The sequence below is a fragment of the Citrobacter sp. wls714 genome, from assembly GCF_005281025.1.
In the GTDB taxonomy this organism is placed as follows: domain Bacteria; phylum Pseudomonadota; class Gammaproteobacteria; order Enterobacterales; family Enterobacteriaceae; genus Citrobacter; species Citrobacter werkmanii.
In genome coordinates this window covers 15763-39905 of the sequence record NZ_SZWZ01000029.1, presented here as the reverse complement: position 1 = coordinate 39905, position 24143 = coordinate 15763, and the positions used below count along the sequence as shown (strand labels likewise).

Sequence of the window (24143 nt, the reverse complement as noted above, 5' to 3'; positions counted from 1 at the left end):
GTTGCTTATTTAAACATTCTGAGCTTTTATTATTAGGGCAATAAACGAAGCGGCAAAAGGATACTGTCGTAATGGCGATGATTAAGGAAAGGAGAGAAACTGATGCGAATTAAACCCGACGATAACTGGCGCTGGTATTATGATGAAGAGCACGATCGTATGATGCTCGATTTAGCCAATGGTATGTTATTCCGTTCGCGTTTTGCTCGTAAAATGCTCACTCCTGATGCATTTTCTCCTTCCGGATTTTGCGTTGATGACGCCGCGCTTTATTTTTCCTTTGAAGAAAAATGCCGCTACCTGGATTTAGCGAAAGAACAAAAAGCGGAACTGGTGCTCAATGCGCTGGTGGCTATTCGTTATCTTAAGCCGCAGATGCCAAAAAGCTGGCACTTTGTCGCCCACGGCATTAACTGGACGCCAGTGGTAGGGGACGCTGCCTGTGTCGATTTAAGCGATACCGATGAGCAGGTAAACCTGTTAGTGGTTGAACCGGGTGAAAACGCCGCGCTTTGTCTGCTGGCACAACCGGGCGTGGTGATTGCCGGGCGCACCATGCAGCTTGGCGACGCAATTAAAATCATGAATGACAGACTGAAACCGCAGACAATGGTTGACAGTTTCAGCCTTGAGCAGGCGGTTTAACTTTCCAGCCTGATTGCCGTTTTGGGCACACAACTACAGCACAGAATCGTCCCGTCATCTCCCATCGCTGATTTTTTCAGCGGGCTCACTTCGCCTTCTACCAGCCGAATTCGACAGCATCCGCAAATTCCCGCCCGACATGAGTAGGGAACCCGGATACCCTGGTTTTCCAGCTGTTCAAGCAATACCTGCTGATTATTTCCGCGAAAGGTCTGTCCCTGCCACTCGATAAGCACCGTGGCATCGGGTTGTTGCACCGGGGCAGTATCATCGGTTTCTGCCGCGCCATATACTCTGGCCGGACCGGTGGACAGAATTTCAACCTCGTCGCCGACGCGAATCACGCCACTGTTACGCGCAATGAGATTCTGACCAAAATCGACATCGCCGTTATCCGTTGCAGTGCGAAAGCTTTGCAGCGTGGCCAGCGGTTCGCCGGACGGATGCTTCTGACCTTTCTCAGGGCTGACGGTAGTGAAAATGCAGCGGCTACAAGGTTTAGCCACGTCAAAAATAACCTCGCCAATGCGGATCACTTTCCAGGTATCTTCTTCCCAGGCGGCAGCGCCTGAAACCACCAGATTGGGGCGGAACTGTTCCATTTTTACGCTTGCCGGGCAGCGCTGCTGCAAATCGCGCAATGACGCTTCGTTAGTTAAAAGGTAGGGATAACCATCGGCAAAGGATAAAGGAACATCATCGCGGCGCTTCACCCGGCGCGTCAGCTGCGGACCAACCCAGCGAAGCTGTACGTCACGGGAGAAAAAACCGCTCAGCCACTGGTTGATAGCCGCTGGCGCAATACGCGCGGTAAAATGGTTGCCCCACACTTCTGTCGGCGCATCCTGCAGGGCGAAGTCGGCAAATCGCACAAGCGCGCTGCTGCCGTCTGGCGCCGTAAGATGCAATCCATCGTGGAAAGGGGAAGGGGTAAAACGCACCATCTGTGGGAACTGTCGGGCGGTAATGAACGTCCCGTCGGGTTCGGTAATCATAAAAATGCGATCAAAGGCGAGACCACTAACGTCTGCCAGAGCGTGGGTAAGCCCAATACCGCGCATTGATTTAACCGGATGAATAAAAAGTCGGGTTAACGTGACCACTGTACAGCCCCTCGAGCGAAAATAAGCCTTCAACTTTATGACATACCGCCCATATTAGCTATAATGCGCAGCAATTTTCTCGGAGTAAAAGTGACATTATGAATTCTCTGTTTGCCAGTACGGCCCGCGGGCTGGAAGAGCTGTTAAAAACTGAACTGGAAAACCTCGGCGCGCTGGAGTGTCAGGTCGTTCAGGGTGGGGTCCATTTTAAGGGCGACACGCGGCTTGTTTACCAGAGCCTGATGTGGAGCCGCCTGGCCTCGCGCATTATCCTGCCGATGGGAGAGTGCAAGGTCTACAGCGATCTTGATCTGTACCTCGGTGTTCAGGCAATCGACTGGACAGAGATATTTAATCCGGGCGCTACATTTGCGGTGCATTTTAGTGGCCTGAACGAAACTATTCGTAATAGCCAGTACGGGGCGCTGAAGGTGAAGGATGCGATTGTCGACGCCTTTACCCGTAAAAATCTGCCGCGTCCGAATGTGGATCGGGAATCTCCGGATCTGCGCATCAACGTGTGGCTGAATAAAGATACCGCCAGTATTGCGCTCGATCTGAGCGGTGATGGCCTGCATCAGCGTGGGTATCGCGATCGCGCAGGTCAGGCGCCGATTAAAGAAACGCTGGCTGCCGCCATTGTGATGCGTTCAGGCTGGCAACCGGGCACGCCGTTACTCGATCCGATGTGTGGCTCCGGTACGCTGCTGATTGAAGCGGCAATGTGGGCAACCGATCGTGCGCCAGGTCTGCACCGTGGATATTGGGGGTTCAGTGGTTGGGCGCAGCACGATGACGCTGTGTGGCAAGAGGTTAAAGCCGAAGCGCAGGTGCGCGCGCGTAAGGGTCTGGCAGACTACACCTCGCACTTCTATGGATCTGACAGCGATGCTCGCGTAATTGAAAAAGCTCGCAGTAACGCCCGTCGCGCCGGAATTGCCGATCTGATGACGTTTGAAGTCAAAGATGTGGCCAAACTGAGCAACCCGTTACCGAAAGGACCGTACGGGACGGTTATCAGCAACCCGCCATACGGCGAACGCCTGGATAGCGAACCGGCGCTGATTGCCTTGCACAGCCTGCTGGGGCGCACAATGAAAAACCAGTTTGGCGGCTGGAATCTGTCCCTGTTTAGCGCCTCGCCGGATTTGCTCAGCAGCCTGCAATTACGTGCCGATAAGCAGTTTAAAGCGAAAAATGGTCCGCTGGATTGCGTACAGAAGAACTATCACGTTGCAGAAACTAGCACCGACAGTAAGCCTGCTACGGTCGCAGAAGATTATGCCAACCGCCTGCGTAAGAATATTAAGAAGCTGGAAAAATGGGCGCGTCAGGAAGGTATTGAATGCTACCGCCTGTACGATGCCGACCTGCCGGAATACAACGTAGCAGTGGACCGTTACGGTGACTGGGTCGTGGTGCAGGAATACGCGCCGCCGAAAACGGTCGATGCGCAGAAAGCGCGTCAACGCCTGTTCGATATCATTGCCGCTACGCTCTCGGTACTGGAGATTGCCCCGAATAAACTGGTGCTGAAAACCCGTGAGCGTCAAAAAGGGAAAAACCAGTATCAGAAGATGAATGAGAAGGGTGAATTCATTGAGGTAAGTGAGTACAACGCGCGTCTGTGGGTGAACCTGACTGACTATCTTGATACCGGTTTGTTCCTCGATCACCGCATTGCGCGTCGTATGCTGGGTCAGATGAGTAAAGGTAAGGATTTCCTTAATCTGTTCTCCTACACCGGCAGCGCCAGCGTTCATGCCGGACTGGGCGGCGCGCGGAGCACCACGACGGTTGATATGTCGCGTACCTACCTGGAATGGGCTGAACGCAACCTGCGTCTTAACGGCCTGAGCGGTCGCGCTCACCGTTTAATTCAGGCCGATTGTCTCGGCTGGCTGCGCGATGCCAATGAACAGTTCGATCTGATATTCATCGATCCGCCAACGTTCTCTAACTCTAAACGCATGGAAGACTCGTTTGATGTGCAGCGCGATCATCTGGCGCTGATGAAAGATCTAAAACGTCTGTTACGTAAAGACGGGACGATCATGTTCTCCAACAACAAACGTGGATTCCGTATGGATCTCGAGGGGCTGGCTGAACTGGGATTAAAAGCACAAGAAATTACCCAAAAAACGCTTTCCCAGGACTTTGCCCGTAACCGTCAGATCCACAATTGCTGGCTGATTACCGCAGCCTGAAAGGATAAGTAAATGTCATTGATCAGTATGCATGGTGCATGGCTATCGTTCAGCGATGCGCCACTTCTTGATAATGCGGAACTGCATATCGAGGATAACGAACGCGTCTGTCTGGTAGGCCGTAACGGCGCGGGTAAATCGACGCTGATGAAGATCCTGAACCGTGAACAGGGTCTTGACGACGGGCGTATTATTTATGAGCAGGATCTGGTCGTCGCGCGTCTGCAACAGGATCCGCCGCGTAACGTCGAGGGCAGCGTGTATGACTTCGTTGCCGAAGGTATTGAGGAACAGGCTGAATACCTGAAGCGTTACCACGATATTTCGCGCCTGGTAATGACCGATCCGAGCGACAGAAATCTGAATGAGATGGCGCGGGTTCAGGAAATGCTCGATCACCACAATCTGTGGCAGCTCGAAAGTCGCATTAATGAAGTGTTGGCGCAACTGGGGCTGGATCCTAACGCCGCGCTTTCGTCGCTGTCTGGTGGTTGGCTGCGTAAAGCGGCGCTGGGCCGTGCGTTGGTGAGTAATCCGCGCGTACTGCTGCTGGATGAACCGACGAACCACCTGGACATTGAAACAATCGACTGGCTGGAAGGGTTCCTGAAATCCTTCAACGGGACAATTATTTTCATTTCCCACGACCGTTCGTTTATTCGCAATATGGCGACGCGTATTGTCGATCTTGACCGCGGAAAGTTGGTGACCTATCCGGGGAACTACGATCAGTATCTGCTGGAGAAAGAAGAAGCGCTGCGGGTAGAAGAGTTACAAAACGCGGAGTTTGATCGCAAGCTGGCGCAGGAAGAAGTTTGGATCCGCCAGGGTATCAAAGCACGTCGTACCCGTAATGAAGGCCGTGTTCGCGCCCTGAAAGCGATGCGTCGCGAGCGCGGGGAGCGTCGCGAAGTGATGGGCACGGCGAAGATGCAGGTTGAAGAGGCGAGCCGTTCGGGCAAGATTGTCTTCGAAATGGAGAATGTGGATTATCAGGTTGATGGTAAGCAACTGGTAAAAGATTTCTCCGCGCAGGTGCAGCGCAGCGACAAAATTGCGTTAATTGGCCCTAACGGTTGCGGTAAGACGACGCTGCTCAAACTGATGCTAGGCCAACTGCAGGCAGACAGTGGACGCATTCATGTTGGGACCAAGCTGGAAGTGGCTTATTTCGATCAGCACCGTGCTGAACTGGATCCGGATAAAACCGTGATGGACAATCTGGCCGAAGGTAAGCAAGAGGTGATGGTTAACGGTAAACCCCGCCATGTGTTGGGCTACCTGCAGGACTTCCTGTTCCACCCGAAACGGGCGATGACGCCAGTACGCGCGCTCTCCGGCGGAGAACGAAACCGCCTGTTGTTGGCGCGTTTGTTCCTGAAACCCAGTAATCTTTTAATTCTCGATGAACCAACGAACGATCTTGACGTCGAAACGCTGGAACTGCTTGAAGAGCTGATTGACAGCTATCAGGGCACCGTACTGCTGGTGAGCCACGACCGTCAGTTTGTGGATAATACCGTTACGGAATGCTGGAGCTTCGAAGGCGGTGGTAAAATTGGTCGTTATGTCGGCGGTTACCATGACGCGCGCAGCCAGCAATCGCAGCATGTGGCGTTTAAACAGCCCGTTGTGAAAAAAACAGAGGAAGCTGTTGCTCCTAAAGCAGAAATTGTCAAACGTGGCACGAGCAAACTAAGCTATAAACTGCAGCGCGAACTGGAGCAGCTCCCCGCATTGCTTGAAGAACTGGAAGCTAAGCTGGAAACATTACAAGCTCAGGTTGCTGACGCCACTTTTTTCAGTCAGCCGCACGAGCAAACGCAACAGGTTTTAGCTAATCTGAACGAAGCGGAACAAGAACTTGAGCAAGCCTTTGAGCGCTGGGAGTATCTTGAATCTTTGAAGAATGGCGCATAATTTAAAGGAGCACATATGTGCGAACATCACCATGCCGCGAAGCATATTTTGTGCTCGCAGTGTGACATGCTGGTGGCGTTACCGCGCCTGGAGCATGGTCAGAAAGCGGCATGTCCACGATGTGGCACTACGTTAACGGTTGAGTGGGACGCGCCAAGGCAGCGTCCTACTGCCTATGTTTTAGCAGCTCTGTTCATGCTGCTTTTATCAAACCTCTTCCCTTTTGTGAATATGAACGTCGCAGGGGTAAGCAGCGAAGTGACGTTGCTGGAAATCCCCAGCGTGCTTTTCTCAGAAGATTACGCCAGCCTCGGCACGTTTTTTTTATTATTTGTCCAGTTGGTTCCCGCGTTTTGTTTACTGACTATTCTGCTGCTGGTGAACCGGGCCGAAATGCCCGGCTGGCTAAAGGCCCGACTGGCGCGCGTCCTGTTTCAGTTGAAAAGCTGGGGGATGGCGGAAATCTTCCTCGCCGGAGTGCTGGTCAGTTTCGTTAAGCTGATGGCGTATGGTGATATCGGCGTGGGCAGCAGTTTCATCCCATGGTGTTTCTTTTGTGTTCTACAACTACGGGCGTTCCAGTGCGTTGACCGCCGTTGGCTGTGGGATGATATTGCGCCAATGCCTGTCATTAAGCAGGAATTAAAGCCAGGCGTGCCCGGTATCCGGCAGGGGCTGCGTTCTTGTTCCTGCTGCACCGCGATTCTTCCCGCTGACGAACGGGTGTGCCCACGCTGCGAGACCAAAGGCTACGTGCGTCGTAAAAACAGTTTGCAATGGACGCTGGCGTTATTGTTCACGTCAATCATGCTTTATCTTCCTGCCAACATCCTGCCGATCATGATCACCGATTTGCTCGGTTCCAGGTTACCGTCAACGATTCTTGAAGGCGTAGTTTTGATCTGGAGCGAGGGTTCTTATCCGGTGGCGGCGGTTATCTTTATCGCCAGTATTATGGTGCCGACGTTGAAAATGATTGCCATTGCCTGGCTATGTTGGGATGCCAAGGGGCACGGCAAACGTGACAGTGAACGTATGCACTTGATTTATGAAGTGGTGGAATTTGTCGGTCGCTGGTCAATGATCGACGTTTTTGTGATTGCGGTACTCTCTGCGCTGGTGCGTATGGGAGGGTTAATGAACATTTATCCTGCAATGGGTGCTTTGATGTTTGCTTTAGTCGTCATTATGACAATGTTTTCTGCGATGACATTTGATCCGCGTCTGTCGTGGGACCGTGAACCAGAACCAGATCATGAGGAGTCCTGACAGCATGGAATCTAAAAGTGGGGAAGCCAAAGTGCAGAAGGTGAAAAACTGGTCGCCCGTGTGGATATTCCCAATCGTTACTGCGCTCATTGGCGCGTGGGTCCTGTTTTATCACTACAGCCATCAAGGGCCGGAAGTCACGCTGATTACCACCAATGCCGAAGGGATTGAAGGGGGCAAAACGACGATTAAAAGCCGCAGCGTCGATGTCGGTATCGTCGAGAGCGCCACTCTGACGGATGATTTGACCCATGTGGAGATTAAAGCTCGCCTTAACTCCGGAATGGAAAAGCTGCTGCATAAAGACTCTGTTTTTTGGGTTGTTAAGCCGCAGGTTGGACGTGAAGGTATCAGCGGCCTGGGCACGCTATTGTCCGGGGCATATATTGAACTGCAGCCCGGCAATAAAGGGAATAAGCTAGAAAATTACCAACTACTGGACTCACCGCCGCTGGCACCGCCAGATGCGAAAGGGATCCGCGTGATACTGGACAGTAAAAAAGCCGGGCAGTTAAGCCCGGGCGATCCGGTATTGTTCCGTGGTTATCGCGTGGGTTCGGTTGAGACCAGTACCTTTGATGCGCAAAAACGTACTATCAGTTACCAGCTCTTCATCAATGCGCCTAATGATCGTCTGGTGACCAGCAATGTACGTTTCTGGAAAGACAGCGGGATCGCCGTGGATCTTACCTCTGCAGGTATGCGCGTAGAAATGGGATCGCTCTCCACGCTGTTTGGTGGTGGCGTAAGTTTTGATGTGCCAGAAGGCTTAGAACAAGGTGAACCGGTTGGGCAACAGTCCGCGTTTAATCTTTATGACGATCAAAAAAGTATTCAGGATTCCCTGTATACGGATCATATTGATTACCTGATGTTCTTTAAGGATTCGATTCGTGGTTTGCAGCCAGGCGCACCGCTGGAGTTCCGCGGTATTCGTTTGGGGACGGTAAGTAAAGTACCTTTCTTCTCACCGAATATGCGTCAGGTATTTAACAATGATTATCGTATTCCAGTACTGGTACGTATCGAACCTGAACGCCTGAAAGCACAGCTGGGCGAGGACACTGATGTTGGCGCTCATCTGGAGCAATTGCTCAAACGTGGATTACGCGCATCGCTGAAAACCGGGAACCTGGTGACCGGCGCGCTGTATGTTGATCTCGACTTCTACCCGAAAGAACCGCCGATTACCGGCGTGCGCGAATTTAATGGTTACCAGATTATCCCGACGGTTAGTGGCGGTTTGGCGCAGATCCAGCAACGTCTGATGGAAGCGCTGGATAAGATTAATAATCTGCCGTTGAACCCGATGATTGAGCAGGCGACCAATACGTTGTCAGAAAGCCAGCGTACGATGAAGCATTTGCAAACTACGCTGGATAACATGAATAAGATCACGTCCAGTCAGTCAATGCAGGATCTTCCGGCAGATATGCAAAATACGTTGCGTGAACTTAATCGTAGCATGCAGGGCTTCCAGCCAGGATCTGCCGCCTACAACAAGATGGTGGCGGATATGCAGCGTCTTGATCAGGTACTGCGCGAACTGCAACCAGTACTGAAAACGTTGAACGATAAGAGCAATGCGCTGGTATTTGAAGCGAAGGACAAAAAAGATCCAGAGCCGAAGAGGGCGAAACAATGAAAAAGTGGCTAGTGGTGATGATGGCGGTCTGGCTGACGTCATGCAGCTCCAGCGGAGAAAATAAAAGCTATTATCAGCTTCCTATCGCGCAAGGTGGCGTCCAGAGCTCCGCCAACCAGGGTAACCGTCTGCTGTGGGTTGAGCAGATTGCGGTGCCGGACTATCTGGCGGGTAATGGGGTGGTTTACCAGACCAGCGATGTGCAATATGTGATAGCGAATAACAATCTCTGGGCCAGCCCATTAGATCAGCAATTGCGCAATACGCTGGTGACGAACCTCAGTATGCAATTACCTGGCTGGGTTGTTGCTTCGCAGCCGCTGGGAAGCACGCAGGATACGTTGAACGTCACTGTAACCGGCTTCCACGGCAGGTACGATGGGAAGGTTATCGTAAGCGGCGAATGGCTACTGAATCACCAGGGACAGTTGATTAAACGCCCATTCCACATCGAAGCTGTGCAGACTAAGGACGGCTACGATGAGATGGTGAAGGTTCTCGCCAACGCCTGGAGCCAGGAAGCGACGGCGATTGCTCAAGAGCTAAAACGCATTCCTTAAGCTTAAATAATTGTAAATTATACCGCCCCTGGTTCGTTGCCCGGGGCGGTTTTTTTTGCGTGAAGATAACTGTTCTGACTGATTATTTTTGTACAAATGATTTTGCGGGTAGCTCACAAATATGACACTGGCGTGAATTTTGCGCATTGACGAGCCTGATGTTTAGGGGTATTCGTTTAGTGTGATTGCACACTTAGTAATCACTGTTTTCTTTTCCACCAGAACTAAAGATGAGGGAAACGAGGCATGAAGAGACAAAAACGAGATCGCCTGGAACGGGCACATCAACGTGGATATCAGGCCGGCATTGCCGGACGCTCAAAAGAAATGTGTCCCTATCAGACGCTGAATCAGAGATCATACTGGCTGGGAGGCTGGCGAGAAGCCATGGGGGATAGGGTTTTAATGGCCTGATTCTGTCTCTTTAGATAAAAGAAACCTCCGCAGAGCGGAGGTTTCGCCTTTTTGCAGACCGGATAAGGCGTTTATGCTGTCATCCGACAACGACGCAATGCCTGATCTCTGCGATTAGAACGCGGAAGTATCCTGGAAGAGGCCTACTTTCAGATCGTTTGCGGTGTAGATCAGACGACCATCAACCAGCACTTCACCATCAGCCAGGCCCATGATCAGGCGACGGTTAACGATGCGTTTGAAGTGAATGCGGTAAGTGACTTTCTTCGCGGTCGGCAGAACCTGACCGGTGAATTTCACTTCGCCTACACCCAGCGCGCGGCCTTTACCTTCGCCGCCCAGCCAGCCGAGATAGAATCCAACTAACTGCCACATGGCATCCAGACCCAGGCAGCCTGGCATTACCGGATCGCCGATGAAGTGGCATCCGAAGAACCACAGGTCCGGGTTGATATCCAGTTCAGCTTCAACATAACCTTTGTCAAAGTTGCCACCGGTTTCGGTCATCTTAATGACACGGTCCATCATCAGCATGCTTGGTGCAGGCAGTTGTGGGCCTTTTGCGCCAAACAGCTCACCGCGACCAGAGGCAAGAAGGTCTTCTTTTGTATAGGATTCGCGTTTATCTACCATGTTCTCTGTAAGCCTTATTTTATTGAAGCACGCAGGATAGCTAACACGTGTACGCTGAACAAGTCCGATCAGTTCGGAATAATCCAGTTCAACCAACGTAGCGGCCATGGAAAACGATGACGGCCTTCCTGCTGCGTTGCTGTCGCAATGCGCTCCTGGATGGTTTGCATCAGCGTTGTCTGGCCTTCGCCATCCCACACCAGATTTAATAACAGCGGCAACGCATCGGTCACGTCGTCCACCGCCCATATAGTGAATTTTTCTTCTTCTATCGCCTGTAGCAGCGCTGGTTGCAGGCTCAGATGCCTGACGTTAGCTGATGGAATGATAACGCCCTGCGTGCCTGTCAGCTCACGCTGCTGACAGATGGCGAAGAAACCTTCAATTTTCTCGTTCAGACCGCCGACAGGTTGCGCCCGACCAAATTGATCGACGGAACCAGTAATGGCGATGCTTTGATTCACAGGGACGTCGGCGAGGGCGCTAATCAATGCGCACAATTCCGCCATCGACGCGCTGTCACCGTCTACTTCGCTGTATGATTGCTCAAAGGTCAGCGAGGCTGAGAAAGGAATTTGCTGTTCCAGCTGGAGTTCAGACATCAGGAACGCCTGCATAATCATCATGCCTTTGGCATGAATATTTCCTCCCAGCTCGGCTTTGCGCTCAATATCCGTGAATTCACCATCGCCAATATGCACCACGCAGCTGATGCGTGATGGTTCCCCAAACGCGCGAGGATGACCCGGAAACTCAATGACCGACAGGGCGTTGATCTGACCAATTCGCTCGCCTTCCGTTTCAATAAGGATTTGCTCTTGCAGGATCTCATCCTGCATACGTTCGGCCAGGAATCCTTCCCGCCATTCGCGCTGCGCCAGCATCAGGCTGAACTGTTCCGCTGTGCAGGTTTCGCTCTCGCATAGCGGGGCCACTTCTTTGAACTGTCGGATGATCCACAAGGGGTTAAGCGGCAACGTATCCTGTTCGCCGGTATAGCGCACCGCTTCACGGATCAGAACCTGCCAGGCATCAGGCGCGGGGTAGGGCAAATTGTTGCGCGTGGCGGTATGCATTACCCACTGGCACCACTGTGTCATGGTTTCGGCATCGACTATCTGCAGGTTGTCTTCAAATTCGCTGTAAATGGCCTGCTCAGCCAGTTCTGGCTCCATGTCCTGAAAATCCGCCAGTGATTCGCGTTCACCGACTAAAATCACTTTCAGTTTAAGCGGCATAGGCGGAACGGAAACGGGTAATGGGCGAGACTCATCAAAAGCTACCCAGTCAAAACGCTCGTGGCTGACGATGGCTTTCAGGCGCATCCACAGCAGTGGCTGGGCCAGCAGCGTGCGTAATGAGATAACCAACACCCCGCCATTCGCCTGATGTACCAGACCTGGCTGCAGCGTAATGTCGCCATTGAACTGACGCAGACAGCCAAACAGTTGTTCGGCTTCAACCCAGTCAGCGTTGACCACCTGAGTTAACGTCGCAAAATTGTCTTCTGCTTTTTCTGCTGTACGATACCGGATAGTGTGACCAGAGATATCATAATGACCTCCAGTCAGGCGCCCTGCATCCGTGTGTAGTGTACGTGCGGCTGTCGCAATAAGGTTAAGGTATTCAAGCTCTTCTGGCGCTTTTACCAGCATGAACGAGGACGTCGTCCAGTGCTGCAGAAGCTGCTCTAGCGCGAATTGTAAACGTGGCTGAGTATCACTAAGTAAGGTATCGGTGTCGTCAGTGACGTGCGGCTGTGCAAATACTTCCTGATAACTGTCGGTATCAGGAACCAGATCACGCCATGCAAGTTTCGTAATGGTCAAAGTTGATGTTTTTTAGTCTGTTGTTAAAAACGAGATTATACCGTAACCCTCATCACTACACACCTGGAAAGCACTGCGAAACGGTTGTGATGACGCGCGGCAGTTCACAGGCTGGATATTCTTTTCTTCAGTTGCTCAAAAAGCTGATATTCTGATAAGAGTTACACGGTAACATTGAGATCGCAATGAAATATCAACAACTTGAAAATCTTGAAAGCGGCTGGAAGTGGAAGTATCTGGTGAAGAAGCATCGTGAGGGGGAATTAATAACCCGTTACGTGGAGGCCAGCGCTGCCAAAGAAGCCGTTGATTTATTGCTAACCCTCGAAAATGAACCGGTTCGGGTCAATACCTGGATTGAAGAACACATGAACCCTGCGCTACTCAATCGTATGAAACAGACCATACGGGCGAGGCGCAAGCGGCACTTTAATGCTGAGCATCAGCATACGCGAAAGAAATCTATCGATCTGGAGTTTATGGTTTGGCAACGCTTAGCTGGCCTTGCGCAGCGGCGGGGTAAAACGCTTTCTGAAACCATTGTGCAACTGATTGAAGATGCGGAGCATAAAGAGAAGTACGCGAATAAAATGTCGACCTTAAAACAGGATTTACAGGCACTACTCGGAAAAGAGTAGTGGCAGGGTGGTTTAATGGGTGACGTAGTAGTGTGCTTTGATTAAAACACAGATGAAAAAAACCCCGCGATGCGGGGTTTTTTTATAAGACGATAACTTAAGCCTGAGGCTGAGTTACAACGTCTTTGATACCTTTAACTTCGATCTCAACACGACGATCCGGAGCCAGGCAGTCGATCAGTGCAGCGCGAGCTTTCACGTTGTCACAGGTGTTGCCAGTAACCGGGTTAGATTCGCCCATGCCACGTGCAGAGATTTTGTCAGAAGGAATACCTTTAGAGATCAGGTAATCAACAACGGACTGAGCACGTTTCTCAGACAGACCCTGGTTGTAAGCGTCAGAACCGATGCGGTCAGTGAAGCCCAGAACCACTACGGAACCGTCTTTCGGATCCAGGTTGCTCAGCTGGCTGTACATCTGGTCCAGAGCCTGCTGGCCTTCTGGTTTCAGAGTTGCTTTGTTGAAGTTGAACAGAACGTCAGACTTCAGAGTGAAGTGCTTGGTCTGTACTTCTGGAGCCGGAGCCGGAGCAACAACTACTGGAGCTGCTTCTTCCTGCTGGCCGAAACGGTAAGAAACACCAACGCTTAACAGACCGTTATCCGGGCGACCGCCAACGGTGTTTGCATCACCGATGTTGTTGGTCCACTGGTATTCCAGACGGGTAGCGATTTCAGGAGTAATTGCATACTCTACGCCACCAGCGAATACTGGGGATACACCAGTGTCGTGGTCTTTGAAGCCTTCGTTGTTTTTAGCGTCTGCACGCCAAACCATACCACCCAGACGGGTATAAACGTCCAGATCGTCAGTGATTGGGTAACCCAGTTTAGCGGTCAGCTGAACGCCCTGAGCTTTGAAAGCGCCGTTTTGATGAGTCTGGTCGGTGTAGCCTTTGTACGGCATACGGCCTAACCAGTCGTAACCCATTTCAAAACCTACGTACGGGTTAACCTGATAACCACCGAACGCACCAGCACCCAGTTGGCTTTCGTGGGTAGGACCGGCGTTGTTGATCTGGTTGTTGCCAACATCATGGTACTGAGACCAGCCCAGTTTAGCACCAGCGTACCAGGTGTTATCTTTCGGAGCGGCCTGCGCCACGGTAGCGAAACCAGCCAGTGCCACTGCAATTGCGATAGCTGTCTTTTTCATTTTTTGCGCCTCGTTATCATCCAAAATTCGCCATGAATATCTCCGAAGAGAGATAACACGGTTAAATCCTTCACCCGGGGACCAGTTCAATAGTTACTCTACCGATATCTGCGGCTTACGCCGAGCACCCCTGGCGATGTAAAGTCTACAACGTAGTTGAAAACTTACAAGTGTGAAGTCCGTCAGGCATATGAAAAAAAAAGGCTTGTATACATAATATTTAACATTTATTGATGACTAAATGCACTGAGGATTTCCTGAAAACCGCTTGAGACAGGCGTTCGGACGAAAAACGCGTTAAAGCTCAAAGGCAAATTGAAGCATGAAAAAAAATTCCAGGATAAATCCTAATTTTACTCAATGATACAAATTCGAGTGAATTTTTAGCCCGGAATGCTGTCTCCCCGCAAGTGACTGTGCGCGAACAGGACGCATGATAAATCCCATAGCATTTCCTACATCAGCCGCTTTTACCAGCTCGGCATGTTCATCTTCCGTCAATTCTTCTGCCAGCCAGCCGATAACGACGCTGTAATTACCTGTGCGCAGCGCACGGATCATCGATTCCAGCGTATTACAGGGGGAGAGTTGGCTAATCTGCATTACTTTTGTCAATGGAAGTCCGGCTGACTGCACCCACTCCCGACTTAATTTTTGCTGAGGCGTCAGCCACAGCTGCCAGCGTGATTGCTGCCCTAACTGTTGCAGGAGGGGAAGCAGCAGTAGTTGCGTCATCATGGGCTGGTCCTCGCGATAGACTACTTCACTGATAAGCCCAGCGGTTGCGTTCTCTGATGAAACGCGCGCAATGTTGCTTGATGCGGAAGAGAACGACGAAGAACGATTTGCATAGCCTGAAGTGTACATAATCAATCCAGCCCTGTGAGTTACTGTATGGATATACAGTAACCCTGCTATCAACAAAGATCAACCTTATTTTCGGAAACAGGTTCGCAATTTTTAGTCGTAGTTACGGGAAAAATAAAATTCATCTTGCCCCATGCGAATAAGTTGCCTATTTTCGTCATTAACGGATCTGCTACTGAAAATCATTTGCTTACGTTATGATTTAAAAGGATTTTTATGAAAGAACTTTCTTATGCAAAGATCTATAAATCACAAGAATATCTGGCATCTCTGGGAACCATTCATTATCGCTCACTGTTTGGCAGCTACAGTTTGACGGTTGGGGATACGGTCTTTGCGATGGTCGCCAGCGGTGAGTTATATCTTCGGGCCTGCGAGCAGAGCGTACAGTACTGTGTAAAAAATCCGCCTGTCTGGCTGACATTTATAAAGCGCGGGCGTCCGGTGGTACTCAACTACTATCAGGTGAATGATGCGCTGTGGCAAAACCAGCAGCAGTTAGTGTCGTTATCGCGGTACTCATTGGATGCTGCTGTTAAGGAAAAACAGAGTCGCTTTGCTCAACATCGTCTGCGGGAACTACCAAATATGACGTTTCATCTGGAGACCCTGCTAAATGAAGCAGGAATTAAAGATGAGGGAACATTGCGAACGTTGGGCGCCCAAATGTGCTGGCTGAAACTGCGGCAAAATAATCCAGCCCTGACGGTAAAAATACTTTATGCCCTTGAAGGCGCGGTCGGTGGCGTGCATGAAGCAGCGCTCCCGGCGGTCCGTCGCCAGGAGCTGGTGGAGTGGGTCAGTTCCCTGACGCCGAAGCCGGGGTATTAGAAGGCAGCACGGCAATTTGCTGTTGTAATCGCCGGATTTCCGGGAGCAGGGCGATCAATAGCCCAACTTGCTGTATAACAAGCGGTTCTTTACTATCCGGACGTGGCTCAAGATGCTGAATTCGATGCTTTAGCCCCTCCAGCGCCTGGTAGACGCGCTGTTCGTCTGCGGGTTGATAGTGAAGCGCGTCATCAACGTAGCAGACGGCATCATCCAGTAATGCCAGAACTTCCGGGTTGGTTAACTGTTCGCGGTGTGCGCCAAGGGCGGAAATGTAACTGGTAAACGTATGATTGAGGCACAGCAAGCGAAATGCTGTTTCTCGCGTTTGGGCCGTGACATCCGGTTCACTCGACATGTTCGACACCACGGAGGCAAGCTCTGCATCACGATTGTGCGCGTCACGACGGGCGATACGGTATGCCATACGATTATCACGACCCTGATGATATTGTTCAAGAATAGCATCGAGGTAACGACAGTTTGCGTCAGTGGCCCGCTCAATGACACGCGGCAGGTTACGAAAACGCCAGTCTGGCCAGATAAAACTGACGGCTGCCCAAGCGATGGCACACCCAATCAGCGTATCGATGACGCGCGGCAGCGCCACTTCGAAACCTTCACCGAGCAGATTAAAGCACAGCAATACCAGCAGCGTGATAAACATCGTGGCGTGTGCATACTGGACGTTGCGAAAGGCAAAAAACAGTACGCCAGTGATCACCAAAAGTATCAACTGACCTTCCAGAGAGGGAACAAACCACAGAATAGGCAAACCAATGGCGATCCCTACCAATGTGCCGATAATCCTTAGCGCCAGGCGATGTCGGGTGGCGTTGTAGTTTGGCTGACAGACAAACAGACTGGTCAGCAGGATCCAGTATCCGTGGTTCATCCCGGTAATCTGGATGATGGCATAGCCGACACAAAGCACCAGCGACATGCGCACTGCATGGCGAAACAGGGCTGACTCAGGCGTAAAATTACGGCTCAGACGTAACCAGATATCGCTGAACCCATGCGGACTGTCATCGGCAAGCTGATTTTCAGACTCATTACGCGAGAGTACCTGAGCCTGTTCTGACTCGATGGTGGCCAGTTGGGCGTCGATAGCTCGCAGGTTTGAGAGCAAAAATCCCAGCGTGTTGAGCAGGTCTGCAGGCGCACCGCTCGCACGCATACGCTCCAGGGCGGCATCTATATGCGTGAAGACGCGCTCAAAGTGCGGATCGTGCTGGTAAGGCGTGCGTAATAAAATACAGCGGGACAACTGGGTGCAGGCTTGCCCCTGCATCGACATCAAGCGCTGGAAGCGAAACATTACGTCGCTGTGACGGAAATGGTCGCGTAGCGTTTGATACTGAATATGTGAGGAGCTGGCGCGTTCGTGAATATCCTGCGCTACAAAATAGTAATGTAGCGTTCGACGCGTTCCGCGCTGTCCGCGGTCACCGCGCAGGCGAGTCAGTAACGATACTTTGGTCTGGTTTAGCGTCGCCATCAATTGCCCATTAGCGAGGGCCAAATCATATAACGGTGCCTGGCTTTCATCTTCAATGTCGGGATCAAAAAGGCGTGATTTCAGTTCCAGGTAGTGCGCTAACTGTTCGTAGCTACGCGCAAGGTTGTCCTGTAGTGGGCGGATGGGGAACAGGAGATGCCCGGTCAGCGTCAGAAGGTTGTACCAGATAGCACCAGCGAGCAACAGGATCGGCTGCTGATACCACTGATCGTAAAGCGACGTTCCCAGCATGGTATAAATGGCAATCAACAACGCACCAAAAGCGATGGTTGCATAGCGCTGGCCTAACCCCCCCAGCAGAATGAAGCCGCTGGTGGAAAGCGTTAATCCAATGGCAAACAGCCATGGCCATGGGAAGAGCAGTTCGACAGAGGCCGAGGCAATAAAAAAGCAGATCAGCGTGATGATCAAATTGCGCAGCCGGCCAGCGAGACGATCGTCCAGATCGGTCAGCGCGGCAGCGACCATACCCAGCGTGAGCGGGATGGTCAGCTTAACATCGCCCAGCCACCAGGGCAGCGCTGTGGTGCCACAAAGCGCGATAAAAATTCTCACGTAGTACAGCCAGGTGCTGTTCCAGGTATAGCGTTTAAGCAGTGGGCTTAACATAAAGGCCATCAGTCCTGATTATTCAAAGCGACGGCGCGCATTGGCTTCACGCGCAGCGCGGGCAACTTCGACTGAAACCACCCGACGACCCACCGGCCAGAGCGCAATAGCAGCGATTTTAAAGTTCGCAATGCCCACCGGAATACCAATAATCGAAATGCACTGGGCAATACCGGAGACAATGTGCATCAGGCACAGCCACCAACCGAAGAAAATCAGCCAGAAAATATTGAGCAATGTGCCACCGGTATTAAGAAGCACGTTTTTCCCTGCCGGATTAAGTTCATCGACATGAATCGCTTCGTTGCCATAGGGAAACAGCGAGAGTCGGGTTATTTCCCAGCATGACCGGGTCAAGGGTAAAGTAAAAATAAGCACAATACTGACCAGCGTAGCCAATAACCAGGCTAAGGTGGTGGCGAACCCACCTAGCACAAAATTTAAAATATTCAGAACAGTACGCATAAACCCTCGATTAACTCTGGTTTTCTGTGAATTCGGCAATTGTAACGTTTTTTTGGGCTGGAGCACGTTTTCTCTGGCGGTTACACTGATATGCAAACCTCTTCGTGTGGATCCGCTTGAGTCTTATGGAACTGAAAGCAACTTCTCTTGGAAAACGTCTGGCACAACACCCTTACGATCGGGCCGTTATTCTCAATGCCGGGATTAAAGTTTCCGGCGATCGTCACGAGTATCTTATTCCCTTCAATCAGTTGCTGGCTATTCATTGCAAACGCGGCCTGGTATGGGGAGAGCTGGAGTTTGTACTCCCGGATGAGAAGGTGGTTCGCCTTCACGGTACAGAGTGGGCGGAAACCCAACGCTTCCATCATCATTTAAATGCGCTCTGGCAACAGTGGAGCCAGGAAATGAGTGACGTTGCTGCGGGGGTTTTACAGCAGCAGTTGGATGCGATTGCATCCCGGACAAGTGAAAATAAATGGCTGACGCGTAGCCAAATCTCAGGATTGCAACAGCAGATCCTCCGAGCCTTTGCCGCATTGCCGCTACCGGTGAAGCGGCTGGAGGAATTTGAAAATTGCCGGGAGGCGTTACGCCAATGCCAGGCATGGTTGCAGGATATTGAGGCCTGTCGTTTACAGCACAATCAGGCCTATACCGATGCGATGCTGGCAGAGCATGCCGAGTTTTTCCAGCACATTGAATCTTCGCCGCTGAACCCTGCCCAGGCACGCGCGGTGGTGAATGGTGAGCAAGCATTATTGGTGCTTGCAGGGGCGGGAAGCGGCAAAACATCGGTTCTTGTCGCTCGTGCGGGTTGGTTGTTAGCGCGAGGCGAGGCGGCGGCTGAACAAATTCTGTTGCTGGCGTTTGGACGCAAAGCAGCCCAGGAGATGGACGATCGCATCCGTGAACGTCTGCATACGGACGAGGTCACCGCGCGGACGTTTCATTCACTGGCGCTGCATATCATTTCACAGGGCAGCAAAAAAGTCCCGACAGTTAGCAAGCTTGAAAATGACGCCGTTGCGCGCAGCAAACTCTTCATTACTACCTGGCGTCAGCAGTGCAGCGAGAAAAAAGCGCAGGCAAAAGGTTGGCGACAGTGGTTAGAAGAAGAGATGCAGTGGTCTGTACCCGAAGGTAACTTCTGGGACGACGAAAAATTACAGCGGCGTTTGGCCTCCCGGCTCGATCGCTGGGTTAGCCTGATGCGTATGCATGGCGGAGCGCAGGCGGAGATGATTGCCAATGCCCCGGAGGAGATCCGCGACCTGTTCAGTAAACGCATAAAGCTCATGGCGCCCCTGCTCAAAGCCTGGAAGAGCGCCCTGAAGGACGAGAATGCCGTCGATTTTTCCGGGTTAATCCATCAGGCCATTGTTATTCTGGAAAAAGGGCGGTTTATTAGTCCCTGGAAGCATATTCTGGTCGATGAATTTCAGGATATTTCTCCTCAGCGTGCCGCCTTGTTGGCCGCGCTACGCAAGCAAAACTCGCAGACTACGCTGTTTGCCGTAGGCGATGACTGGCAGGCCATTTACCGGTTTAGCGGGGCGCAACTATCTCTGACCACCGCGTTCCAGCAAAACTTTGGCGAGGGCGATCGCTGTAATCTGGATACGACTTACCGTTTCAATAGCCGTATTGGCGAGGTCGCAAATCAGTTTATCCAGCAGAATCCTCATCAGCTTACGAAACCGCTCAACAGCCTGATGACAGAGGATAAAAAAGCCGTCACCTTGCTTGATGAAAACCAGTTGGATCTGCTGTTGGACAAACTGTCGGGTTTTGTGAAAACAGAAGAGAGAATTCTGGTCCTGGCGCGATACCATCATCTGAAACCGGCCAGTCTGGAGAAAGCGGCTACCCGCTGGCCTAAGCTACAGCTGGATTTTATGACTATCCATGCCAGTAAAGGGCAGCAAGCGGACTACGTTATTGTCGTCGGTCTTCATGAGGGTAATGATGGCTTTCCTGCGCCAGCCCGCGAGTCGATTATGGAAGAGGCGTTGCTCCCGCCGGTTGAGGATTTTCCGGATGCCGAAGAGCGAAGGCTGCTGTATGTGGCACTAACGCGCGCACGTCACCGGGTGTGGTTGCTGTTCAATAAAGAAACACCATCGTGTTTTGTTGATGAGCTTAAGCGACTGGATGTACCCGTAACGAGGAAACCCTGAAATGCAGGCGGTAGTTGCCGCCTGCCTGGGCATTATTTGAGGCGTTCTGCCAGATAACGGGCGTAATCCGGAATTAGTATGTCCGTCGCATCGTTGAAGTTTGGCGACTGGATAATAAAATCGGCGGTCGACACGTTGGTGGCGACCGGAATGTTCCAGACTGTGGCCAGGCGCAGCAGGGCTTTGACATCAGGATCGTGGGGAACGGCGTTGAGCGGATCCCAGAAGAAGATCAGCACATCTATTTTCCCTTCTGAAATCAGCGCACCCACCTGCTGGTCGCCCCCCATTGGACCGCTCAGCATCGCGTTGACGTCCATTCCTGTCGCGCGTTGAATTAAATTGCCTGTTGTTCCCGTGGCATACAGAACGTGTTTTTCCAGCAACGGCTGGTGGCGTTCCACCCAGCTCATCAACATCTTTTTACAGTGATCGTGTGCCACCAGCGCAATATGCTTACGCGCTGGCAATGTGCGAGTCGTTAATTCCATAGTACAGCTCCCAAGTTAACCTTGTTACAGAGTACTGGAAGCACTTGACGCTGCAAGAGAAAGACAAAAAAAATGCGTATGGGAACATAAATGTCATGAAGAAGGCTGTTTCTGGGCCCACTGCAGAAAGTTACTTCGCGTTTGGGCGTCGGCCTGCTCAAACCAAAATTTTAATCGTTGCTCGGTCAGCGTTTGCGACTGAGGCGGCACCCGATCCAGTTCAGACACCCCAGAAAGCAGCGAGCTGTCGTCGGCCATCATGGTGGCGAATTGTGGCAATGACGCATGTTTAGCCGCTTTGTTATAGCGCTCAGTTTCCATTTCATAATCCACGATTTTCGCCGTCGAGGTGATTGACAGAATATCCAGCTTAACGGGGATAGGCATGGCGTCCCCATCCAGCAGTTCCACACGAGGTGCATCATCGAAATGTGAGGCATCCCGCTCATTGTTGAGACGAGGAAGATGAAAATTAACCTGGCTGACGAGCTGAGTATCAAAGCTGATAACCAACGGAGGGGAAATATACAGACGTTCTTCGTGGCTGGACAAGCGAAGGGTTTTTTCTACGCGAAATACAAGCTGGTGCCGACCATTTTCCAGCTCAATACTGTCGGCACCACGCAGTAATGAGCTGGAGACTTTTTTTCCGTCCAGCACCAGAAGGTCAATTTCACTCGACAGACGTAAAGAGGTAGCAAAAACGGTTACCGGCAAACACAGAGCAATCAAGGCTGTCACAATGCCGGCTTTCATAGGTCTCTCCTGTCCAGAAAATATCTGCATCAGATGTATCTAAATTTTTCGATGATCATGTTTACTAACATATAGACATATTTTTGAGTTTAGCTCTCATGCGCCAGTATGGGATGAATGGTTGCAAGACCAGGTTTGTCGTACACTTTGTTAAACAGCCTGGAGGAAGACGATGAAAGAGACCGATATTGCTGGCATTTTGACATCTACCCGTACGATTGCACTGGTTGGTGCAAGCGATAAACCCGATCGTCCAAGCTATCGGGTAATGAAGTATTTACTCGATCAGGGCTATCACGTTATTCCCGTTTCGCCAAAAGTTGCTGGGAAAACGCTGTTGGGGCAGCAGGGGTACGCGACGCTGGCGGATGTGCCGGAGAAAGTGGATATGGTGGATGTCTTCCGCAATTCAGAAGCGGCGTGGGGCGTTGCTCAGGAGGCTATCGCCATCGGTGCGAAGACCTTATGGATGCAGCTTGGTGTGATTAACGAGCAGGCAGCCGTACTGGCGCGTGACGCGGGGCTGGCGGTGGTCATGGATCGCTGCCCAGCGATTGAGATCCCGCGCCTGGGACTGGCGAAGTAAGGTTGTGTTGTTGCCTTAAGGCACGTCGATAATCCGGCCCGCGTTGCTGGCCGGATTAGCAGCATAAACCCGATAAGCGAATTGCCATCGGGCTTGTGTTCGCATCAATTACGCAGACGCGGAGCCTGAAGCTGTTTACGGATTGTTCGCGCCAGTTCATCCATCGACGGTTGCTCCGGATGTTCTTCCTGTAGCTCGCCACTCAGCTGTGCTTCGGCCAGATACGTATGCACCGGCAGACCATTATCGTCTTCCATCACCACGTGATACCAGGGAGCGGCGCGAAGTTCGTCGTTAACCGCCAGCTCGTCGGCTGACGGTTCATCAAGCGAATATTCCGGGTCGATATCCACGACCACTCCGAGGTAACCTAACAGGGAATGGCGGACCTGCTGGCCGATACCGAATTTGCTGGCAATCATAGTCACCTCCCGGGAAATAGATACCCTCTATGTAAGGGTAATATTCCACTTTTCAAGTTACATGATGCGACAGGCAAACCCTTTCAGATACAGCCCTTCCGGGTAGGTAGCGATCACCGGGTGATCGGCGGCCTGACGGAACTGCTCTATAAATTGTACATCACGACCAGCATCTATTGCGGCATCAGCGATGATTTTCTGAAATAAATCGGTGGTCATCAGTCCGGAGCAGGAGAAGGTCAGCAATACGCCGCCGGGATTGAGCAACTGAATAGCCAGCATATTGATGTCCTTATAGCCGCGGCAGGCCCCCATCAACTGGCTTTTGTTTTCGACGAACTTCGGTGGATCCATCACAATGACATCAAATTTCTCACCGCGATCGCGGTAAGCGCGCAGCAGTTTGAATACGTCATCACGCACAAATTCAGCTTTGCTCAAATCCAGCTTGTTCAGTTCCACGTTCTGGCGGGCAATATCGAGCGCTTCCTGAGAAGTATCGACGCTGACCACCTGGCGGCATCCGCCCATTAATGCTGAGACCGCAAAGCCGCCGGTATAAGAGAAACAGTTCAGAACCCGTTGATTTTCTACATAACGACGCGTGGCCAGACGGCTGTCGCGTTGATCGAGGTAATAACCGGTTTTGTGACCGTGCTGAATATCAACCAGCAGCTTCATCCCGTGCTCTTCGATAGGCAGCAGGGCTGGCGGCACTTCGCCCGTTACCGGCCCTTGGGTCAGCTCCATTCCTTCTTTTTTACGCACGGCCACGTCGCTGCGGTCATAAATAGCGCAGTCCGGGAACACAATTTGCAGGGCGCTAATCAGCGCGGCGCGTTGATATTCAGCACCAGCGCTGAGCAGTTGCAATACCAGAAAGTTGCCGAAGCGGTCAATGGTGATGCCCGGCAGACCATCGGATTCTCCTGCGATCAGACGATAGCTGTCCAGCCCATCTTTTTTCGCCAGCCAGTCGCGCCATGTTTGCGCCTGTTGCAGACGACGGGTGAAGAAATCAATATCGATGGATTCTGACTTGTCGAATGTCCAGACGCGGGCACGGATCTGCGACGCAGGCGAGTACGCGCCGCGTGCTAACCATTTACCCTGATGGTCAACAATATCGATGGTTTCACCGAGGTTGGCTTTGCCTTCCATACGTGCGACAGCACCGGAAAATACCCACGGATGGCGGCGCAGTAATGATTTATCGCGCCCTTTGGCTAACACTAAACGAGGATAATGTGGAATTGTAGATTCAGTCATGCGGAGCAACCTCTCACAAACAGTGACGCGGGCTGGAGTAAAGTACCAACCTGAAACCATTAAAATAAAATGGCGCGTAGAGTAGCACAGATGATGAGGTCAATCATCAGCGTATGGCGCTGGGCG

The 24143-nt window shown here is 51.6% G+C and carries 22 protein-coding genes; 11 read left to right on the top strand and 11 right to left on the bottom strand.

Going from position 1 to position 24143, the window contains the following annotated elements; translation table 11 throughout:
• Positions 1-102: 102 nt before the first annotated feature.
• Positions 103-645: a cell division protein ZapC gene (zapC, locus tag FDX11_RS05985; RefSeq protein WP_042314201.1), complete on the top strand. Its 543-nt coding sequence runs from the start codon at positions 103-105 to the stop codon at positions 643-645.
• Here the strand turns inward: zapC and FDX11_RS05980 are convergent.
• A complete protein-coding gene (locus FDX11_RS05980) occupies positions 642-1748 on the bottom strand; it encodes a YcbX family protein (protein WP_061381848.1) in 1107 nt (368 codons plus the stop codon). The genes zapC and FDX11_RS05980 overlap by 4 nt on opposite strands.
• A 98-nt stretch (positions 1749-1846) precedes the next feature.
• Here FDX11_RS05980 and rlmKL point away from each other — a divergent pair, with 98 nt between their 5' ends.
• The 6 genes from rlmKL (at position 1847) to rmf (ending at position 9763) form a co-directional block, all read left to right on the top strand.
• The gene (gene rlmKL / locus FDX11_RS05975) at positions 1847-3955 is read left to right on the top strand and encodes a bifunctional 23S rRNA (guanine(2069)-N(7))-methyltransferase RlmK/23S rRNA (guanine(2445)-N(2))-methyltransferase RlmL (RefSeq protein WP_061381847.1); all 2109 of its coding nucleotides are present in this window, start codon (positions 1847-1849) and stop codon (positions 3953-3955) included.
• Positions 3956-3967: 12 nt separating this feature from the next.
• The gene (locus FDX11_RS05970) at positions 3968-5875 is read left to right on the top strand and encodes an ABC transporter ATP-binding protein (protein ID WP_137397627.1); all 1908 of its coding nucleotides are present in this window, start codon (positions 3968-3970) and stop codon (positions 5873-5875) included.
• 15 nt (positions 5876-5890) lie between these two features.
• A complete protein-coding gene (gene pqiA / locus FDX11_RS05965; protein WP_061381846.1) occupies positions 5891-7144 on the top strand; it encodes a membrane integrity-associated transporter subunit PqiA in 1254 nt (417 codons plus the stop codon).
• 4 nt (positions 7145-7148) lie between these two features.
• Complete coding sequence (gene pqiB / locus FDX11_RS05960) at positions 7149-8789, top strand: intermembrane transport protein PqiB (RefSeq protein WP_042314193.1); 1641 nt, start codon at positions 7149-7151, stop codon at positions 8787-8789.
• Positions 8786-9349, top strand: coding sequence for a membrane integrity-associated transporter subunit PqiC (gene pqiC, locus FDX11_RS05955; RefSeq protein WP_114682366.1), 564 nt, complete (start codon positions 8786-8788; stop codon positions 9347-9349). Before pqiB ends, pqiC begins: the two co-directional genes overlap by 4 nt.
• A 246-nt stretch (positions 9350-9595) precedes the next feature.
• The gene (gene rmf, locus FDX11_RS05950) at positions 9596-9763 is read left to right on the top strand and encodes a ribosome modulation factor (RefSeq protein ID WP_003035871.1); all 168 of its coding nucleotides are present in this window, start codon (positions 9596-9598) and stop codon (positions 9761-9763) included.
• A 114-nt stretch (positions 9764-9877) separates the two neighbouring features.
• Here the strand turns inward: rmf and fabA are convergent, their stop codons facing one another.
• Together fabA and FDX11_RS05940 are read right to left on the bottom strand one after the other, a co-directional pair.
• On the bottom strand, positions 9878-10396 hold the full coding sequence (fabA, locus tag FDX11_RS05945; protein WP_003035875.1) for a bifunctional 3-hydroxydecanoyl-ACP dehydratase/trans-2-decenoyl-ACP isomerase: 519 nt from the start codon (positions 10394-10396) through the stop codon (positions 9878-9880).
• Between the two features lie 68 nt (positions 10397-10464).
• Positions 10465-12225 (bottom strand): Lon protease family protein, encoded by a 1761-nt coding sequence (locus FDX11_RS05940; protein ID WP_137397626.1) that lies wholly within the window; start codon positions 12223-12225, stop codon positions 10465-10467.
• Positions 12226-12410: 185 nt separating this feature from the next.
• Here FDX11_RS05940 and matP point away from each other — a divergent pair, with 185 nt between their 5' ends.
• Positions 12411-12863 carry a macrodomain Ter protein MatP gene (matP, locus tag FDX11_RS05935; RefSeq protein WP_042314187.1) on the top strand — a complete coding sequence of 151 codons (453 nt, stop codon included), beginning with the start codon at positions 12411-12413 and terminating at the stop codon, positions 12861-12863.
• Positions 12864-12960: 97 nt separating this feature from the next.
• On the opposite strand, the gene ompA is transcribed toward matP, so the two are convergent.
• Positions 12961-14019 carry a porin OmpA gene (ompA, locus tag FDX11_RS05930; protein WP_042314186.1) on the bottom strand — a complete coding sequence of 353 codons (1059 nt, stop codon included), beginning with the start codon at positions 14017-14019 and terminating at the stop codon, positions 12961-12963.
• A 357-nt stretch (positions 14020-14376) separates the two neighbouring features.
• Entirely contained in the window at positions 14377-14886 is a 510-nt protein-coding gene (gene sulA, locus FDX11_RS05925; protein WP_042314183.1) for an SOS-induced cell division inhibitor SulA, read from the bottom strand.
• A gap of 216 nt (positions 14887-15102) precedes the next feature.
• On the opposite strand from sulA, the gene FDX11_RS05920 reads away from it, so the two are divergent.
• Positions 15103-15717 carry a TfoX/Sxy family DNA transformation protein gene (locus FDX11_RS05920; RefSeq protein ID WP_079224781.1) on the top strand — a complete coding sequence of 205 codons (615 nt, stop codon included), beginning with the start codon at positions 15103-15105 and terminating at the stop codon, positions 15715-15717.
• On the opposite strand, the gene yccS is transcribed toward FDX11_RS05920, so the two are convergent.
• Positions 15686-17848: a YccS family putative transporter gene (yccS, locus tag FDX11_RS05915; RefSeq protein ID WP_042314206.1), complete on the bottom strand. Its 2163-nt coding sequence runs from the start codon at positions 17846-17848 to the stop codon at positions 15686-15688. The genes FDX11_RS05920 and yccS overlap by 32 nt on opposite strands.
• An 18-nt stretch (positions 17849-17866) precedes the next feature.
• Positions 17867-18313 carry a YccF domain-containing protein gene (locus FDX11_RS05910; RefSeq protein ID WP_038639436.1) on the bottom strand — a complete coding sequence of 149 codons (447 nt, stop codon included), beginning with the start codon at positions 18311-18313 and terminating at the stop codon, positions 17867-17869.
• Positions 18314-18438: 125 nt separating this feature from the next.
• Between FDX11_RS05910 and helD the strand changes: the two genes are divergently transcribed.
• Positions 18439-20493, top strand: coding sequence for a DNA helicase IV (gene helD / locus FDX11_RS05905; protein WP_137397625.1), 2055 nt, complete (start codon positions 18439-18441; stop codon positions 20491-20493).
• A 32-nt stretch (positions 20494-20525) separates the two neighbouring features.
• On the opposite strand, the gene mgsA is transcribed toward helD, so the two are convergent.
• Positions 20526-20984 carry a methylglyoxal synthase gene (gene mgsA / locus FDX11_RS05900; protein ID WP_016152487.1) on the bottom strand — a complete coding sequence of 153 codons (459 nt, stop codon included), beginning with the start codon at positions 20982-20984 and terminating at the stop codon, positions 20526-20528.
• 93 nt (positions 20985-21077) lie between these two features.
• A complete protein-coding gene (locus tag FDX11_RS05895; protein WP_042314175.1) occupies positions 21078-21740 on the bottom strand; it encodes a DUF2057 family protein in 663 nt (220 codons plus the stop codon).
• A 172-nt stretch (positions 21741-21912) separates the two neighbouring features.
• On the opposite strand from FDX11_RS05895, the gene FDX11_RS05890 reads away from it, so the two are divergent.
• Positions 21913-22326 (top strand): CoA-binding protein, encoded by a 414-nt coding sequence (locus FDX11_RS05890; protein WP_006685217.1) that lies wholly within the window; start codon positions 21913-21915, stop codon positions 22324-22326.
• A gap of 104 nt (positions 22327-22430) precedes the next feature.
• On the opposite strand, the gene hspQ is transcribed toward FDX11_RS05890, so the two are convergent.
• Positions 22431-22748 carry a heat shock protein HspQ gene (hspQ, locus tag FDX11_RS05885; protein WP_038639447.1) on the bottom strand — a complete coding sequence of 106 codons (318 nt, stop codon included), beginning with the start codon at positions 22746-22748 and terminating at the stop codon, positions 22431-22433.
• A 57-nt stretch (positions 22749-22805) separates the two neighbouring features.
• On the bottom strand, positions 22806-24017 hold the full coding sequence (rlmI, locus tag FDX11_RS05880; protein WP_042314173.1) for a 23S rRNA (cytosine(1962)-C(5))-methyltransferase RlmI: 1212 nt from the start codon (positions 24015-24017) through the stop codon (positions 22806-22808).
• Between the last annotated feature and the right edge of the window lie 126 nt (positions 24018-24143).

Bases quoted from the DNA above. Each gene is read 5' to 3' on its own strand.
- yccS (WP_042314206.1), bottom strand. From the start codon at position 17,848: ATGTTAAGCCCACTGCTTAAACGCTATACCTGGAACAGCACCTGGCTG.
- mgsA (WP_016152487.1), bottom strand. From the start codon at position 20,984: ATGGAATTAACGACTCGCACATTGCCAGCGCGTAAGCATATTGCGCTG.
- hspQ (WP_038639447.1), bottom strand. From the start codon at position 22,748: ATGATTGCCAGCAAATTCGGTATCGGCCAGCAGGTCCGCCATTCCCTG.
- rmf (WP_003035871.1), top strand. From the start codon at position 9,596: ATGAAGAGACAAAAACGAGATCGCCTGGAACGGGCACATCAACGTGGA.
- fabA (WP_003035875.1), bottom strand. From the start codon at position 10,396: ATGGTAGATAAACGCGAATCCTATACAAAAGAAGACCTTCTTGCCTCT.
- rlmI (WP_042314173.1), bottom strand. From the start codon at position 24,017: ATGACTGAATCTACAATTCCACATTATCCTCGTTTAGTGTTAGCCAAA.
- helD (WP_137397625.1), top strand. From the start codon at position 18,439: ATGGAACTGAAAGCAACTTCTCTTGGAAAACGTCTGGCACAACACCCT.
- FDX11_RS05970 (WP_137397627.1), top strand. From the start codon at position 3,968: ATGTCATTGATCAGTATGCATGGTGCATGGCTATCGTTCAGCGATGCG.
- FDX11_RS05910 (WP_038639436.1), bottom strand. From the start codon at position 18,313: ATGCGTACTGTTCTGAATATTTTAAATTTTGTGCTAGGTGGGTTCGCC.
- zapC (WP_042314201.1), top strand. From the start codon at position 103: ATGCGAATTAAACCCGACGATAACTGGCGCTGGTATTATGATGAAGAG.
- ompA (WP_042314186.1), bottom strand. From the start codon at position 14,019: ATGAAAAAGACAGCTATCGCAATTGCAGTGGCACTGGCTGGTTTCGCT.
- pqiA (WP_061381846.1), top strand. From the start codon at position 5,891: ATGTGCGAACATCACCATGCCGCGAAGCATATTTTGTGCTCGCAGTGT.
- rlmKL (WP_061381847.1), top strand. From the start codon at position 1,847: ATGAATTCTCTGTTTGCCAGTACGGCCCGCGGGCTGGAAGAGCTGTTA.
- matP (WP_042314187.1), top strand. From the start codon at position 12,411: ATGAAATATCAACAACTTGAAAATCTTGAAAGCGGCTGGAAGTGGAAG.
- FDX11_RS05890 (WP_006685217.1), top strand. From the start codon at position 21,913: ATGAAAGAGACCGATATTGCTGGCATTTTGACATCTACCCGTACGATT.
- FDX11_RS05920 (WP_079224781.1), top strand. From the start codon at position 15,103: ATGAAAGAACTTTCTTATGCAAAGATCTATAAATCACAAGAATATCTG.
- pqiC (WP_114682366.1), top strand. From the start codon at position 8,786: ATGAAAAAGTGGCTAGTGGTGATGATGGCGGTCTGGCTGACGTCATGC.
- sulA (WP_042314183.1), bottom strand. From the start codon at position 14,886: ATGTACACTTCAGGCTATGCAAATCGTTCTTCGTCGTTCTCTTCCGCA.
- FDX11_RS05895 (WP_042314175.1), bottom strand. From the start codon at position 21,740: ATGAAAGCCGGCATTGTGACAGCCTTGATTGCTCTGTGTTTGCCGGTA.
- pqiB (WP_042314193.1), top strand. From the start codon at position 7,149: ATGGAATCTAAAAGTGGGGAAGCCAAAGTGCAGAAGGTGAAAAACTGG.